The sequence below is a fragment of the Microcoleus sp. S13_B4 genome, assembly GCF_036700885.1.
Taxonomy (GTDB): Bacteria; Cyanobacteriota; Cyanobacteriia; order Cyanobacteriales; family Microcoleaceae; genus Microcoleus.
Genome location: NZ_JAUBPU010000001.1, coordinates 162058 through 176732 on the forward strand (window position 1 = coordinate 162058; position 14675 = coordinate 176732).

Genomic DNA, 14675 nt, shown 5'->3' on the forward strand with positions numbered 1-14675 from the left:
ATATAATCTACTACTTGGTTGTCATCCTATGCACGCCGTCCCAATCATCGGGCGGGGGTACTTCCAAATAGCTCAGGGATCGGTCGAGGTGAACTTCCACAGGTCGATCGCTCGGTCGCATTGCTAAAGCCGCTTCAAAATAACTAATAGCTTTCTGAAAATTTCTAGCAATATAAGCCTCCCTACCGTTACTGTAAAGTTCCATAAACCGAAGGGTTTCCCCGTCGATGGGTTCAGAACTATTTTGCAACAACTCGTAAATGCCCACCGGCTGATTTTGGCCCTTAACCCGCACCTTGTCCAACTCTCGCACCCAAATCCGTTCGCTGCACAAACTGTATGTAAATTCGCTCAAAATTATATCGCACCCGTACTCCTTTGTAAGCTGTTCCAATCGCGAACTCAAGTTCACCGCATCCCCGATTACCGTGTAATCCATCCGCTTTTGGGAACCAATATTTCCCGAAACCACCTCTCCGGAACTAATCCCAATTCCGAAGCGAAACGGATCTTCGCCGGGCCGAGAATCATTAAACTCTTTCAAACGTCGGCGCATATCTAAAGCCGACTGCACCGCCATCCAACCGTGACTTTCCGGGGGATTCAGCGGCAGGGGGGCGCCGAACACCGCCATTAAAGCATCGCCGATAAACTTGTCTAAAGTACCTTCGTGGTGGAAAACGGCCTCCACCATCGTCTCAAAATATTCGTTTAGCAGGGATACCACCTGGGACGCTCCCAGATTTTCGGTCAGCGTGGTGTAGCCGCGAATGTCGGAAAATAAAATAGTCACTTCTTTGCGTTCGCCCACCATCATGGCGCCTTCACCTAAAGCCATCACTTTATCTACGACTCCAGGAGTCAGGTAGCGGTACATCGTATTTTTCATCCGCTTTTCGCGGCTGATGTCTTCGAGTACCACTAAACCGCCACGCACGCCGCCCTCTGGATTGATCAGCGGGTTGACAGTCAAATTCAAACTACGTTCAATTAGTTTAATTCGAGAGGCGGGGATGGGCAGCGGACAATAAGGGTGATACAGGGCAGAATTTCGCAGCGAAAATAGAGATTGGGCATTAGCTAATTCTGCCAACGCTACTTCCTCAGTCCACGCGCTGTTTTCGCCCCAAGCGTAATATAAATTAGGGTCATTGCGATCGGGTACGGCCAAAATATAACTTTCTTCTTCTTCTTCTTCTTTTTGTTGTTGGGAATTTAGCGTTTTTTCCACCAACAATCCCAAAGTTAAACTTTGTTCGGGAACGTAATGTCTGGCAGCATTTTTGAGACTGTCTTCTAGTCGAAATTGCAAATTGTCGATCGGCACTACTTCCCAAACATAGCGATTCACAAGTTTATCTTCCCAAATCTGGGGATTGTGTTTGCTTTTAGCTTGATTTACCGGACAGCCCAACAATTCTAGGGCGGCTTCGTTAATAGTCACCACTCGCCCCTTCAAATCCGTGGAAATCACTGCATCAGAAAGACTTTGCAGCATATCTTTCTGATACTGCTTTTCCACCATCACGTTTTGAAACAGTTGAGAATTTTGCAACGCCATTCCCGCTTGGGAATTAAACGCTCGCAAAAACTCTTCGTCGGAAGGGGTGAAAGTACCTTGATTCTTATTAATTAGCTGAGTTACCCCGATCAGCTCACCTTTAGCGTTATGCACCGGCATACACAAGACAGTCCGAGTGCGGTATCCCGTTTGCTGGTCTGTAGATGGGTCAAAGCGGGGATCGTCGTAAGCATCTGTAATATTTAGAGGTTGACCAGTCGAAGCCACGTAGCCAGCAATTCCCCTATTCGCAGGAATACGGATTTCCATCATCGTTTTGCCGTCAGCCTTAGCGACTTTTGTCCAGAGTTCGTTGGTTTCCCGATTTAACAAAAATAGCGTGCTGCGATCGGCTTGCATCAAGTCGCGAGCTTGATCCATGACAGAGCGCAAAGTTGTTTCCAAGTCAAGACTTTGACCCAAAGTCGTGGTGGCTCTCAAAAGTGCGGCAACCCCTCGCTGGTTGCGGGCGACGACGTAGAAAGACTGACAACTTTCGAGAATAATCCCGATCGAATCTGCAAAAGCCTGGAACTGCTGTTCGTCTTCCTCGCTAAAGGAGACATTGCCAGCTTTATTTAACAGTCTGACCACCGCTACGGGTTCATGTTGGCTCTTGCTGCTAAAAATCGGCATACAGAGGATGGTCTCGATCTGATAGCCCGGTGGTTCGTCTACTTCGGAATTAAAATGCTCGTGCGATCGAGCTTCGGTGACATTGATCGATTTTCCGGTTGTTGCTACGTAGCCTAAAATGCCTGCATCCATCGGCAAGCGTACTTCTACATCCTCGCCCGTAAGTGGATCGACTATTTTGTGCCACAGTTGATTTTTGTTGGAGTCAACCAAAAAAATTGTTGTCCGGTCTGCTTGCAGAATCTGACCAATTTTAACAGTGAAGGCATCTAACAGTTGCTCTAAGAGAGTTTCGAGTGCTTCATTGTTAATCAGATCCATCGCCCGGATAAATTGCTGAAATTCAGCCGTGATAAAGTCCAGCAGGCAGACTAATTCAGGAACTGGCAGGCTCTTAACACGGGAGGTCAATGCCCCCATAAAATTGACTTGAGTCAGTGTAGCCAGAACGCTACCAGTATTGGAGAATGTCATGATTAACTGCTTGCTCAGAAGGGTAAACTGACTGCAGGTTGAGCCGCGCTAGATTCGGCGGCAGTGCAAACTCTTGGATTTGTTTGCAAGCGCGTCGGCACTCGCTTGCCGTTTTGATGAATCCTGAGTTCAAAAGTGGCGCACGCAACTTCAGTTTGCTTGTTATGTATGCTCGATCGATCTTTTTTACAACCTGGATACTGATGAGGGTTCGTCAATTAAAGCTGAACTTGAGTTCGGAACCGTATCCGCCGGAAAACTAGCTCCCAGACTTTCGTTCGATCAAGAGTGCAAGGTAGATTTGACACTCTGTGCTCGGCGGCAGCGCGGTGTGACGGTTTTAGCGCACTCGGCGACCGTATCCGGTCAGGTAAAGGGCGCTATGAAAGCAGCGCGCAAGGCATTCCTACAGAGCTTACTCATAGTTTAATGGTAAACGCAACAGCAGGATAACGACGGTAATTTATGCAGCAAAAAAGTTTGATCGGTCTTTGAAAACATCCCTCCTCACTACCAACTGACTATCGAACAGGGAAACTAAGCTGGCGATGAAGTTTAAAGGTGCTACAGATCCTGACCTTTAGGCTGCTCTGGGCACAGACTGGGCAAACACCACTGATTGATAGTACCGCTGGAGTTGTGCGGCGGCGGCAGCCCAACCCCAGCGTTCGGCTTCTCGGCGAGCGTTATGGCGCAGGGTTTCCCGTTCTTCAGGATTCGCAAATAGACGCTTGGTGGCGGCGAGTGCTCCTTCTTCGTCGGCGGGGTCAAATAAATATCCGTTAACACCGTCGGTGACGATATCGGGAATTCCGCCGCTGCGCGCCGCCACTACAGGCGTCCCCGCAGCCATTGCTTCTAGGAGCACTAAGCCCAGGGTTTCGGTGCGGGAGGGAAAAATGAAGGCGTCGGCCGATGCGTAAGCTCTTGCGAGTTCTTGCCCCTTGAGGTAGCCGACAAAATTGGTGGGTGTACCGGCAAAATATTGTTCAAGGGTTTGCCGATGCGGGCCGTCTCCCACTAAGGCGAGGCGGGCATCGGGAATCGCTGCGAGGACTGGTTTGATGCGTTCGATTTCTTTTTCTGCACCCAGGCGGCCGACGTACAGCAGCAGGGGACTGTCTGGGTTATTTTCAGAAAGGCGCGATCGCATTTCTCGACTTGCCAATTCCGGGACAAACATTTCAGTATCTACGCCCCGCTGCCACAAATCTACCCGATCGATCCCGTGGTTTCTGAGTTCTTCCACCATTGCTGTAGAAGTACACAGATTCAATTCTGCTTGGTTGTGAGCTCCCTTGAGCAATTCCCACAATAAAGGTTCGAGAACTCCGAAACCGTAGTGGTGCAAGTATTTCGGCAAATGCGTGTGGTAAGAAGCCAAAATCGGAATGTTGAACTTTTTGCCGTAATATATACCGCCCAATCCCAAAATAGCGGGATTGACAACGTGAATAATATCCGGTTTAAACTGCTCTAATTGGCGACCGACAGCCGGAGAAGGAAGTGCCATTTTCAATTCCGGGTACATCGGCAAAGGCAAACCCTCCACACCGTAAACTCGGGCGCCTTTGTATTCTTTAATCCCGTAATCTGGAGAAAAAATCAGAACTTGTTCGCCCGATCGCTGCAAGTGATCTACAGTGTGAATTAGGCGCGTCACAATGCCATCTATTTTTGGCAGAAATGTCTCAGTGAACAGAGCAATTTTCATAAAAATAAGTTATTTAGGGAGCCGATAATCCTACTCTGCGGCCAAGGTCATCGGTAACAGGATACACTGTCTCGCGGGGAGCTAAGTCATTGCGTGCGATCGGCTGCTTTTCTACACTTCTTCTTTCTGTTGCACTACCGCTAATTCCGAGCGAGAGGTTTTTGGGATAAAATGCCAATTCCCTGAATGCCAATTGATATAATTATCCCACCTCAAAGCCATCCCACACTTTCAGCCCAGCAATTAATTCTGTGAATTTACTGTGCGGTTCCGGCACTTTATCTTGCTTTTTAAGTGGCAGATAAGCCTTCGCTAACTCGGCGCTAATTGTGATAACTTGCCGTTAATGCAGCCCATTCCGATATTAAATAATCAGCACAAACTGCACTCGCTGAAAATCCCGGCAGAACAACCAAAAGCCACAGAACAAAAATGTGACTTTTCACGGTTTTATTCCCAAAAAGCCAGCCTTAAAAACCTTATGCCATTTTGCAACTAAGCGCAGAGGACGCAGAGAACACAGAGCAAAAGATCAAAAAGATAGATATGAAAAAATTAATCTACAAAGAAATCCCTTCTAAACTTGCAAACATTTCTCCTCTCTTCCCTTCTTTCCTCTTGCTTCGCGCCCTTCGCGCCTTCGCGGTTCGTTAAAAAATCTCTTACCCGCAAATAGATACCAGAACTTACTTCCAAGAAACCTTCGGCAAAATCTGGTTTTTATCGACACGATGCTGATATTTCGTAGCAAAATTCAGCAGAGAATCGAGCAGGGAATCTGAGAGATAGTGCGGTTGCAAACCGAGGTCTAGCAAATTGGTGTTTTTGGCATTGAAATAATGTTCTTCTTTCTCGACTCTGGGATTTTCGATGTTGTTGATTTCTACTTTTAATCCCATTGCCATGCCTGCTTTTTGCACCAAGGAGGCTAAGTCGCCGACGCTGAATAGTTCGGTGAATTGGTTGAAGACGCGGAATTGTCCGGCTTCGGCGGGGTTGGCGATCGCTAATTCCACGCACCGCACGGTATCCCGAATGTCTAAGAAGCTGCGGGTTTGTCCACCAGTGCCGTAAACTGTCAGAGGATGACCGATCGCAGCTTGGATGCAAAATCTGTTCAAGGCCGTACCGAATACTCCGTCGTAGTCCAAACGGTTGATCAACAGTTCGTCCATGCCGGTTTCATCTGTGAGCACGCCGTAGACTACGCCCTGATTTAAGTCGGTGGCTCTTAAACCCCAGATTTTGCAAGCAAAATGGATGTTGTGGGAGTCGTGGACTTTTGACAGGTGGTAGAAACTGCCTGGTTGTTTGGGATAGGGTAGTGTATCCTTGCGGCCGTTGTGTTCGATCGTGATGTAGCCTTCTTCAATGTCAATATTCGGGGTGCCGTATTCGCCCATTGTCCCCAATTTCACTAGGTGACAGTCGGGGAAGTCTTCGCGGATGGCGTACAGCAGGTTGAGTGTCCCGACGACGTTATTGACTTGGGTGAGGACTGCGTGTTCGCGATCGATCATTGAGAAAGGTGCCGAACGCTGTTCGCCGAAATGGACGATCGCCTCTGGTGCAAATTTTCTCATGCTTTTGCTGAGAAAATCGTAGTTGGTGATGTCACCGACGAACAAGTCGATCGACTTGCCCGTTAAATCTTGCCATCGCTGGAGTCGTTGCTGAATCGGTGCGATGGGAGTGAGGGTGTCGCTGCACAGTTCCAGATCCCAGTGCCGCCGCACGAAGCTGTCGAGGATGCCAACTTCGTAACCCTTGTTAGAAAGGTAGAGTGCGGTTGCCCAACCGCAATAGCCATCGCCACCAATAACCAGGACTTTCATAAATCAACGGTGAATCTTGCTTGCCAATACTGGGTTAATGTATCAGGTTATGGTGCATTCTGAACCTTTAATCAAGCGTGTTCGCCCAGGAGGGACTCTGTTTTTTTGGATTAAACCGAAATTTCGTCGGCGAAACTGGCACGGCGGGTGAATTCAAAGGGGCCGGCCTGGGCTCCCCAGACGTGGGCATCGGTTTCGGGGTCACGTCCGCGATCGTGGCTAATAAATTTGTCTTGGTCAATCTCGAATTCGCTGTCTAGATAGGTTTTTTTGCCCTTTCTGACGACCATGCAGCCTTTTCCGGGTTCGACAGACCCTTTGAAGCTGTTGCCCGTCCACTGCGTAATAAAGGTGCAGCCGGGAAGCAGTGTCAGTTGTGCTTTTTTGATTTCTTGCAGCCGTTGCGGGTCGCGGGCAGCGCCGTAGAATTGTTCTTCGTTTTCTATGGCATAATTTTCGATGTCGATTCGATCGCCCACCGGGACTAATTTCAAAACTCGGACTCGGTACGGTACATTCAGTTCAATATCGTAGGCTTGTTCTAGGTACAAGCTGATCCCATCCAGAACTTCTACGGGCAAAGGTCTCATGCAGACGCGGATGTGGGCGAAGAATGGCGGATTTTCAAAGGCTTGGGCTTGGTTGCTGAAGTCGGCTGCCATCCAGCGGGCGAGGGTGACGATATCGGTGGAATGAGTCATTTCGATTTTAGATTTTGGATTTTAGATTTTGGATTGAGGGAGTAGAAATTATTTTAGGGGAAATTCAGGTGCGATCGCACTTGAGATCCCTGACTTCTTAAATCAGTCGGGAATCTGGGTATTCTGTTTTTTCCAGGTGGGCTTACTTATCGGGAAATCATGAAACTACAACCAGTCGAATCCAGCATGATAAAAGCTGTGGGTTATGACGAAACAACTTCTACTCTGGAGGTTGTTTTCAATAGTGGCAAAACCTATCTATATTTTGAAGTCCCCAAGACTGTCTACTTGGAACTGATGGAATCTGATTCCAAAGGTAGTTATATGCTATCTGACGTTATTGATTGTTTTCCCTATGAACAAGTAAAGAAACGGCGACGATAAGTACGGAATTAATCTCTGCTTGCGATACTTCTCATTTTGCAGGCGAATAAACCTCAGATTTAGCGTTATTCTCAAGGTATTGCTGATAAGCTACCTCTATTTAATGATTTTCTTCATCTTCTAGAGCATTGGGGAATCGAGCGATTTTAGATTTTAGATTTTAGATTTTAGATTGAAGCATTAACCCAATTACTTTGGGTCACATATTAAATTAGCCAATGGTAGCATCCAGTTATATGAAACAAAGTATTGGCGCCGTCAATCTACAGATAAACCTAGAGATTTTTGGCGCAAATACTTTATCTAACTGATACTTTTGCCAGAGATTAAATACTCTGGTTCAGACATCTAAATTAGCAAATTAGATGAGTTTGACAGCCCGCAGACCAAACATCAGCACTGTCGCCAAGCCGACCATGCCGCCAAAAATCCCAAAATAAGTTATTGCTCCGCTAAGACTCATTGCAATTTCTCCAAAATAATCAATAAAAAGACCTATAAGAACTATAATCTAAAATCTAATATCTAAATTAGATAAATATGCAATCCATAATTAAAGTTGACTTGGGGCCACAATCTTACAATGTTTGCGTGCGATCGGGCGGCTTAGACGAACTCGGCAGTCTGATGGGCGATCTAAGTTTGGGCAAAAAAGTCCTGCTGGTGTCGAATCAGTCGATTTTTCGGCAGTACGGCGAAAGAGCAACAGCAGCCCTCGAATCGGCAGGTCTGGAAGTCAGTAGCTGCATTTTACCACCGGGAGAACAGTACAAAACTTTAAATTCGGTGCAGAAAATTTACGGTGCGGCTTTGGCAAACCGTTTAGAACGTTCCTCGACAATGGTGGCTTTGGGCGGCGGGGTTGTGGGCGATATGACGGGTTTTGCTGCGGCGACTTGGCTACGGGGAATTAATGTCGTGCAGGTTCCGACTTCGCTGCTGGCGATGGTTGATGCTTCTATTGGGGGCAAAACGGGGGTAAATCATCCTTTGGGGAAGAATTTAATCGGGGCTTTTCACCAGCCGCGCTTGGTTTTGATTGACCCGGATGTACTCAAAACTCTGCCGGCGAGGGAGTTTCGTTCGGCGATGGCGGAAGTCATCAAGTACGGGGTGATTTGGGATGTTGAATTGTTCGAGAAGTTGGAGAAGTGCAAGCGTTTGGATCAAATGCGCTATGTGAAGGCGGATTTGTTGGCAGAAATTTTGAGCAGGTCTTGCCAAGCTAAGGCTGAGGTGGTAAGCAAAGATGAGAAGGAATCGGGTTTGCGGGCGATTTTGAATTACGGACACACGATCGGTCATGCTGTGGAAAGTTTAACCAATTACAAGGTGATCAATCACGGGGAAGGAGTGGCAATCGGCATGGCTGCGTCAAGCCGATTGGCTGTGGAGCTGGGAATGTGGGATGCTGAGTGCGATCGCCGCCAGTCTGCTTTGATTGAAAAAGCGGGTTTACCTGCCAAATTGCCGGCGGGTGTTGATGTTGAGGAAATTTTGCATACTTTGCAACTGGATAAAAAGGTGCAGGATGGCAAGGTGCGGTTTGTTTTGCCAGTGCGCTTGGGTGAGGCTGCTGTAAGCGATCGGGTGGATGGAGATTTGATTATACAAGTTTTGAAGGAAATGCTTTAGATTCTCGTTTTTGGGGTTGTTTAACCGCCGGTGAACGCCCATTAACGCCGATCGCTAAAGATGTTTTTTCTTTCAATGTGCGATCGGCGGTTGAGTTTAGGAACCGCTCGACCGCGAATTAATTTCCTCCAAAATTTTATCGACTCTGTTAGCCGATTGAGTTCTGCCTTGCTTGATAAATAACTCCTTAGCTTTTGTGAGGCTGGCTACTGCCTCCGCTTGGTTTTCCTTGTCGCCTTGCTGGTACAAACCGACTCCTAAATTGTTTAAAGCATCGGGATATTGATCGTTAATTTTAACGGCTTGTCTCCACTGAACAATTGCCTCGGGCAACTGCCCCTGACTTGCCATCGCTACGCCTAAATCGTTGTGAGCTTTGGCGTGCTGCGGGTTGACTTCAATTGCTTTTTGGAATAGAACGATCGCATCGCTCATTTTACCTTGCCCCGACAGCATAGTTGCCAACTTGTAATAAGCATCCGCTTGTTTGGGATAGCGAGCGATTAGTTGCCGGTACAAAGCTTCGGCATTAACAGCATTTCCTTGACCGTAAAGGTCGTTGGCAGTTCTCAAACCCACTATGTAGCCTTTACCTACAACTTGGCACTTTTTCTCGGAGTTACCTTCCTGCTTGCAAATCCTGAGTTCGTCTCCCTTCATTTCGTAGGACATAACTTCTCGCACTGCCGGCACTCGGCGCGGGGGCTGCAAGTTCTGCGACTGCAAGTTTTGCGAGAGTTGCAGGGCGATTGTCTCAGCTTGTGCCGGTTGGCCCGCTGCTGCATTGCAGATTCCAGCACCCACCAAAATGCTTGGGGTAATCCACCTCAAAGGTTTGAACCAGCGAAACTCTCGATCGTTTTTCATGTCTTTTGTGGAAACGTGTTGTTGATATCCTGGGTTTCACTAGCGCTGTAAGAGTCGGAGCCGATGGGGCCCACCCGATGAAATAGTTAGTTATTAACAGTCGAGATATTTTAGCACTGTGTGGCCGAGTTTGAGTTAAATTAGAGTAGAATTCCGATCGATTCTCAGTCAACCTTAGCAGGAAAATAGAAATGGGGCAGTCTATTCTTACCATGCTCTTTGCGCTCATGCTCGGCTACGCTGTTAACTCAAGCGTCAAAATAGTCAGCGGTGGCGACGAAGCTTTAGTAGAACGTTTGGGTCAATACAAGCGCACTCTAAAGCCAGGATTCCACTTTATCAGTCCCCTAGTCGAAAAAGTCGTCTGCGTGGACACAAGCCGTGAAAGAGTTTTAGACATTAAACCTCAGTCAGCAATCACGGGAGATAATGTGGCTCTCGAAGTCGATGCCGTTGTGTATTGGCGGGTTGTGAATTTACAGAAAGCTTATTATGGAATCGATCAAATTGAAAATGCGATCGCCAACTTAGTTTTAACGACGTTTCGCGCTGAAATTGGTCGATTGCCAATGCAAGACATCTTGGGTTCCCGAGATGACATGAATAAAAAGTTACTCAAGAAATTGGACGAAGCTACCGAAACTTGGGGTGTCAAAGTAATTCGGGTGGAAATTCAAAGCATTACACCTCCTAAAAGGGTGCAAGAAGCTATGGAATTGGAGCGCGCTACTAAGAGCGAGTGGCAAGCAATGGTCAATAAGGCGATCGGCACTAAGGAGTATATGAGGCTCTTAGTTGAAGCTTTAGACTCCCATCCAAATAGCAAGCAAGTTTTGAATTACTTAGTAACCGAAAAATACTTGGACGCTCAACAAAAACTCGGCGAGAGCGACAATGCCAAAATTTTGTTTATGGACCCGAAGAACATGACAGAAGCTCTGAACAATTTGATGGGTTCTATTCCGGACGTGACGCCTCATTCTGAGGCTCAGGAAATGAAAGTTATCGATACTCAAACTTCTCAAGATTGATTTCTGAAGATAGCGTCGGCAACCAGACAAACATCGTACATTTCTTTGACATCGTGAACTCGCAAGATATCTGCCAAATTTGCGATCGCACCTGTACAAGCCGCCGCTGTCCCCCAAATTCTTTGTTTCGCTTCTGGCTGATTCAAAATGTTACCGATAAAGCTTTTTCGCGATACTCCGACTAAAATCGGACAGTTTAAAGAACGAAATTTTGGCAACTCGCGCAAAATTTCTAAATTCTGACTGTAAGTTTTAGCAAAGCCAATACCGGGGTCGATAATTATTTGAGATTTGTCAACTCCTGCTGCTACGGCTGCCGCAATTCTACTCTCTAAAAATTCCCTAATTTCCCCAATTAAATCGCTATAATCTGTAAGTTTTTGCATCGTCTGGGGAGTTCCCCGAATGTGCATCAAAATTATTGGTACTTTTAATTTAGCAACAGTTGACAGCATTTCTGAGTCAAACGTTGCTCCCGAAATATCGTTAATTATATCAGCGCCCGCCTCAACCGCAGCTTTCGCAACCTGCGCTCTGGTAGTATCCACAGAAATAGGAACTGAGCCAAAAATATCCGCTTTTTGCCGCAGTATTTGTACGAGAGGTATAACGCGATTGATCTCCTCTTCTAAAGATATTTCCGCTGCACCGGGCCGCGTAGATTGACCGCCAATATCAATAATATCTACACCGGATTCTACCATATTTTCCGCTTGCGCTAAAGCAGATTCTATGGTATAGAAATCTCCGCCGTCGCTAAAACTGTCAGGGGTAATATTTAAAACGCCCATTAAATAAGTGCGTTTTCCCCACTCGAAAACTTTATTTCTAATTGTAATTTTTTTGTTATTTATCATATCAACTCATCAGTCGGCGATTGAAATTGATTCTTGTCAAACGAAGTATCTCTCTAAAAGACTAAAGAATACAGCAGAAGCGCCCTTCTTAATTTAACCAAAACTTAACCAGCTAAACACAGTTTCAACTGTCAATTCTAATTCAATTTTATCAATGAGTGGCAACAGAGCTTCACCTTTGTACAGTTCTACTTTTTGTCCTGGAAATACTGCCAAAATACTCTCTTCTTCTGGGTCTAATAACCACCACAACTCAGTTCCGTGTCGGGAACAGTGAAGTAATTTACTCAGCATTTTTGTTTGACTTTGGCTTGGGGAGAGGATTTCAATCGACCAGTCTGGATTAATTTCAAAGCGGTTAGCAATTCTACCAGAGGGCAAAAAAGGAATTCTTTCCCATCGGAATACTGCTACATCTGGCACGATTGATGCGCCACCAAATGTGCAGTATAACTCTGGAAAGCACGGGCAATTTTCTGAGTTTTTGTTACTAAATCGATCGTCTTGCAGAGTTCACCTTGAAGGAGGCTGTGTTCACCTTGTGGCAGGGGCTTCTGAATGATTTCTCCGTCAAGAAATTCTGAGGCTGGTTCAGTTTGAGGAAGTTTTAGGAACTCCTCTAAGGTGGGTTTTGATTTAACGATCGCAGTCATAGGTTAATTCTCCCGCTCCGAGAAACACTCAACGGCACATCACAGTTGTACGCGATCGCTGTTTAATTCCCGCTGCCCTGGTTCCACTTACCACTTAGCAATTACCTATTAGCAATTACCTATTACCTATTACTGATAATTGACAATTCGAGCAAAACTCGCAGCTTCCAAACTAGCACCACCAACCAAAACCCCGTCAATCTCAGGCATCGCCATAACTTCATCAATATTCTCCGGTTTGACGGAGCCGCCGTACTGAATTGGCACGCCAGGATTAGTCAATTTACTGCGAATCAAACCAATAACTCGGTTAGCTTCCTTAGCTTCGCAAGTATCGCCAGTGCCAATCGCCCAAATCGGTTCGTAAGCAATTACCAACTTATTTTGGTCAACACCAACCAAATCTTTTGCCAACTGAGAAAAAATGTGAGCTTCAGTTTCGCCTGCATCTCGCTGCTGCTTGGTTTCCCCAACGCACAGAATCGGAATTAAATCGTATTTCTGAGCAGCTTTCAGCCGCAAATTCACCGTTTCGTCAGTTTCCCCAAAATATTGGCGTCGCTCGCTGTGGCCGATGATGACATAACGGACACCAAGTTCACTCAGCATTGGCCCGGAAATTTCCCCAGTAAAAGCTCCTGACTCTTGCCAGTGAACATTCTGAGCACCGAGTCTAATCCGGCTGCCGTGCAAATTTTTCGAGAGGACAGCCAAGGAAGTGAAGGGAACGCAAAGCACGACTTCCCGTTCCTCTGGGGTTTCCGTTAGACAGGACATGAATCCTTGAAGAAACTCTAGGGATTCTGCCCTAGTTTTGTACATTTTCCAGTTGCCAGCAATAACTATTTTCCGCACGGGTGACTCAGTAGCTCTGTGAACATCAAAATCAGGCAACTTATAGTTTAAAGCTTTAGGGTACATTTGGAGCTCTTATTGCCCAAACTCGATGCGAGCTTGCTCCACTAAGTCAACGGTGACGACTTCGGTTTCGGCTTCGCGCGCCAACTGCTCGATGCGGACGCGAGCTTGTCCCCGGACAAAATACGGAATATTTTTCAGCTTCGCCTTGGCTTCTGGCGTCCATTTTAAATCATCGGAAAATTCGGAATCGGGCATGGCGTATTAAGCGATCGACTACAAGCCTTCATGGATCTGGCTTTGATGGAAAGCCTGGATGTATTAAATTTACCACGAGTTGCGATCGGGCGACACCTTCTCACTCTGCCTTAAATTTGTTTCCTAAAATAGCCGACGCTTCTTGTAAAAGCTGATTCTGCTCTTGTCGAATTCCCTCCAACCTTGTCAAAATATTAGCAATTCGTTCCTGAGACTCCAAACTTTTTGATTCAACTCCCCTCAATTATAAAGCTGAATTATTTTTGTCTTCGGGATTCTTTGAAACCAATGAGTTTACAGCCACTCCACCGAAATTACTTACAAATTTAGAGGCCACACTCAAAATCCCTTGCATAAATTTTCCCGGTCTTTGCATAACCAATAACCCTCCTCCTGCAAAAAAGCTACCTAAAGCCTGAAAAAAAACCTATTTAATGAATATAAATAGCAGTATCATTGCTAAAGATATCAGCGGGTGACTCACCAACCAGAAGACTACAGCGTCCGAATCAATCCACTCTTTAACAGTACCATTGATAGCACAGCACTTTGAAGGGCATCTGAAGCGGCACCCATCATATTGCCTGCGTTGTGAATGCTATCTTCTAATGAAGCCTTAGCCTTTTCTGTAGCTTGATTTACACTCTCTACAGCTTGGCTAGTGCTTTGATTCAGAGTATTGACCGCAGAGTTAGTAGTTTGATTAATACTTTCTTTAGCAGTTGCCGCAGAGTGAGAAACAGCATCAACCGCTTTGTTTGTACTTTCACTGACGCGACTAACGGCTTGATTCGTGACTTCAAATATAGAAATCCTCGCTTTTTCAGTTTTATCGGCTACAGTACCTCAAGCATTGTTCGTAGCTTGATTAACAGTATTAACTGCTGAATTAGTAGTTTGATTGAGAGCTTCTTTTGCCTGAAATGCAGATTCGGAGAGAGAAGATTTAGCTTCTGCTGTTGCTTCTGAAACAGAATTAAGTGCTTTTCTGAGTTGCTCCGTCCAAACTTCCTTCGTTTTTTGAAAGCTTTGAGAAAAATCTGGCAGTGCTACTTCCATAGTAAGTGACCTCCATCAACTTAACTTGCTATTTCCAAGTAAATATAGTATAGCTTCTGTTTTTAACAGTGGGACTTTAGCCAAAAATTGAGCGAGAAATAGAGCTAAGATATATAGAGTAAACTTTTTAGGTTAGTCTGTTTCCTGATGGA

The 14675-nt window shown here is 46.0% G+C and carries 14 protein-coding genes and 1 pseudogene; 3 read left to right on the top strand and 12 right to left on the bottom strand.

Annotation, left to right across the window (positions count from 1 at the left end):
• Positions 1-10: 10 nt before the first annotated feature.
• From QT994_RS00680 to QT994_RS00700, 5 genes are all read right to left on the bottom strand, one after another.
• Positions 11-2671 (bottom strand): GAF domain-containing protein, encoded by a 2661-nt coding sequence (locus tag QT994_RS00680; RefSeq protein WP_333170882.1) that lies wholly within the window; start codon positions 2669-2671, stop codon positions 11-13.
• A gap of 580 nt (positions 2672-3251) precedes the next feature.
• Positions 3252-4385 carry a glycosyltransferase family 1 protein gene (locus QT994_RS00685; RefSeq protein ID WP_333048207.1) on the bottom strand — a complete coding sequence of 378 codons (1134 nt, stop codon included), beginning with the start codon at positions 4383-4385 and terminating at the stop codon, positions 3252-3254.
• Between the two features lie 13 nt (positions 4386-4398).
• Positions 4399-4578 (bottom strand): hypothetical protein, encoded by a 180-nt coding sequence (locus QT994_RS00690; RefSeq protein ID WP_333170884.1) that lies wholly within the window; start codon positions 4576-4578, stop codon positions 4399-4401.
• 493 nt (positions 4579-5071) lie between these two features.
• The gene (locus QT994_RS00695) at positions 5072-6220 is read right to left on the bottom strand and encodes an NAD-dependent epimerase/dehydratase family protein (protein ID WP_333048204.1); all 1149 of its coding nucleotides are present in this window, start codon (positions 6218-6220) and stop codon (positions 5072-5074) included.
• Between the two features lie 110 nt (positions 6221-6330).
• Positions 6331-6921, bottom strand: coding sequence for a chromophore lyase CpcT/CpeT (locus QT994_RS00700; protein ID WP_333048202.1), 591 nt, complete (start codon positions 6919-6921; stop codon positions 6331-6333).
• 159 nt (positions 6922-7080) lie between these two features.
• Between QT994_RS00700 and QT994_RS00705 the strand changes: the two genes are divergently transcribed.
• Positions 7081-7305: a KTSC domain-containing protein gene (locus tag QT994_RS00705; protein ID WP_333170887.1), complete on the top strand. Its 225-nt coding sequence runs from the start codon at positions 7081-7083 to the stop codon at positions 7303-7305.
• A gap of 361 nt (positions 7306-7666) precedes the next feature.
• Here QT994_RS00705 and petL read toward each other — a convergent pair whose 3' ends face one another.
• Positions 7667-7768, bottom strand: coding sequence for a cytochrome b6-f complex subunit PetL (gene petL / locus QT994_RS00710; RefSeq protein ID WP_333170889.1), 102 nt, complete (start codon positions 7766-7768; stop codon positions 7667-7669).
• Positions 7769-7845: 77 nt separating this feature from the next.
• On the opposite strand from petL, the gene aroB reads away from it, so the two are divergent.
• The gene (gene aroB / locus QT994_RS00715) at positions 7846-8940 is read left to right on the top strand and encodes a 3-dehydroquinate synthase (protein ID WP_333048198.1); all 1095 of its coding nucleotides are present in this window, start codon (positions 7846-7848) and stop codon (positions 8938-8940) included.
• Between the two features lie 96 nt (positions 8941-9036).
• Here the strand turns inward: aroB and QT994_RS00720 are convergent, their stop codons facing one another.
• Entirely contained in the window at positions 9037-9807 is a 771-nt protein-coding gene (locus tag QT994_RS00720) for a tetratricopeptide repeat protein (protein WP_333170892.1), read from the bottom strand.
• Between the two features lie 191 nt (positions 9808-9998).
• On the opposite strand from QT994_RS00720, the gene QT994_RS00725 reads away from it, so the two are divergent.
• Entirely contained in the window at positions 9999-10838 is an 840-nt protein-coding gene (locus QT994_RS00725) for a stomatin-like protein (protein ID WP_333170895.1), read from the top strand.
• Here the strand turns inward: QT994_RS00725 and folP are convergent.
• The 5 genes and pseudogenes from folP to QT994_RS00750 form a co-directional block, all read right to left on the bottom strand.
• On the bottom strand, positions 10829-11695 hold the full coding sequence (gene folP, locus QT994_RS00730; RefSeq protein ID WP_333170897.1) for a dihydropteroate synthase: 867 nt from the start codon (positions 11693-11695) through the stop codon (positions 10829-10831). The two genes, QT994_RS00725 and folP, sit on opposite strands and share 10 nt — an antisense overlap.
• Positions 11696-11788: 93 nt before the next feature.
• Positions 11789-12348, bottom strand: a pseudogene (locus QT994_RS00735) (Uma2 family endonuclease).
• Between the two features lie 129 nt (positions 12349-12477).
• Positions 12478-13203: a triose-phosphate isomerase gene (tpiA, locus tag QT994_RS00740; RefSeq protein ID WP_333171254.1), complete on the bottom strand. Its 726-nt coding sequence runs from the start codon at positions 13201-13203 to the stop codon at positions 12478-12480.
• A gap of 75 nt (positions 13204-13278) precedes the next feature.
• A complete protein-coding gene (locus QT994_RS00745; protein ID WP_006633749.1) occupies positions 13279-13464 on the bottom strand; it encodes a PCP reductase family protein in 186 nt (61 codons plus the stop codon).
• Positions 13465-14310: 846 nt separating this feature from the next.
• Entirely contained in the window at positions 14311-14523 is a 213-nt protein-coding gene (locus QT994_RS00750) for a hypothetical protein (protein ID WP_333170900.1), read from the bottom strand.
• Between the last annotated feature and the right edge of the window lie 152 nt (positions 14524-14675).

What these genes read in the sequence shown, in the direction of transcription:
- QT994_RS00700 (WP_333048202.1), bottom strand. Translation starts at nt 6,921, where the DNA reads ATGACTCATTCCACCGATATCGTCACCCTCGCCCGCTGGATGGCAGCC.
- QT994_RS00695 (WP_333048204.1), bottom strand. Translation starts at nt 6,220, where the DNA reads ATGAAAGTCCTGGTTATTGGTGGCGATGGCTATTGCGGTTGGGCAACC.
- aroB (WP_333048198.1), top strand. Translation starts at nt 7,846, where the DNA reads ATGCAATCCATAATTAAAGTTGACTTGGGGCCACAATCTTACAATGTT.
- QT994_RS00705 (WP_333170887.1), top strand. Translation starts at nt 7,081, where the DNA reads ATGAAACTACAACCAGTCGAATCCAGCATGATAAAAGCTGTGGGTTAT.
- QT994_RS00750 (WP_333170900.1), bottom strand. Translation starts at nt 14,523, where the DNA reads ATGGAAGTAGCACTGCCAGATTTTTCTCAAAGCTTTCAAAAAACGAAG.
- folP (WP_333170897.1), bottom strand. Translation starts at nt 11,695, where the DNA reads ATGATAAATAACAAAAAAATTACAATTAGAAATAAAGTTTTCGAGTGG.
- QT994_RS00725 (WP_333170895.1), top strand. Translation starts at nt 9,999, where the DNA reads ATGGGGCAGTCTATTCTTACCATGCTCTTTGCGCTCATGCTCGGCTAC.
- QT994_RS00685 (WP_333048207.1), bottom strand. Translation starts at nt 4,385, where the DNA reads ATGAAAATTGCTCTGTTCACTGAGACATTTCTGCCAAAAATAGATGGC.
- QT994_RS00720 (WP_333170892.1), bottom strand. Translation starts at nt 9,807, where the DNA reads ATGAAAAACGATCGAGAGTTTCGCTGGTTCAAACCTTTGAGGTGGATT.
- QT994_RS00680 (WP_333170882.1), bottom strand. Translation starts at nt 2,671, where the DNA reads ATGACATTCTCCAATACTGGTAGCGTTCTGGCTACACTGACTCAAGTC.
- QT994_RS00745 (WP_006633749.1), bottom strand. Translation starts at nt 13,464, where the DNA reads ATGCCCGATTCCGAATTTTCCGATGATTTAAAATGGACGCCAGAAGCC.
- petL (WP_333170889.1), bottom strand. Translation starts at nt 7,768, where the DNA reads ATGAGTCTTAGCGGAGCAATAACTTATTTTGGGATTTTTGGCGGCATG.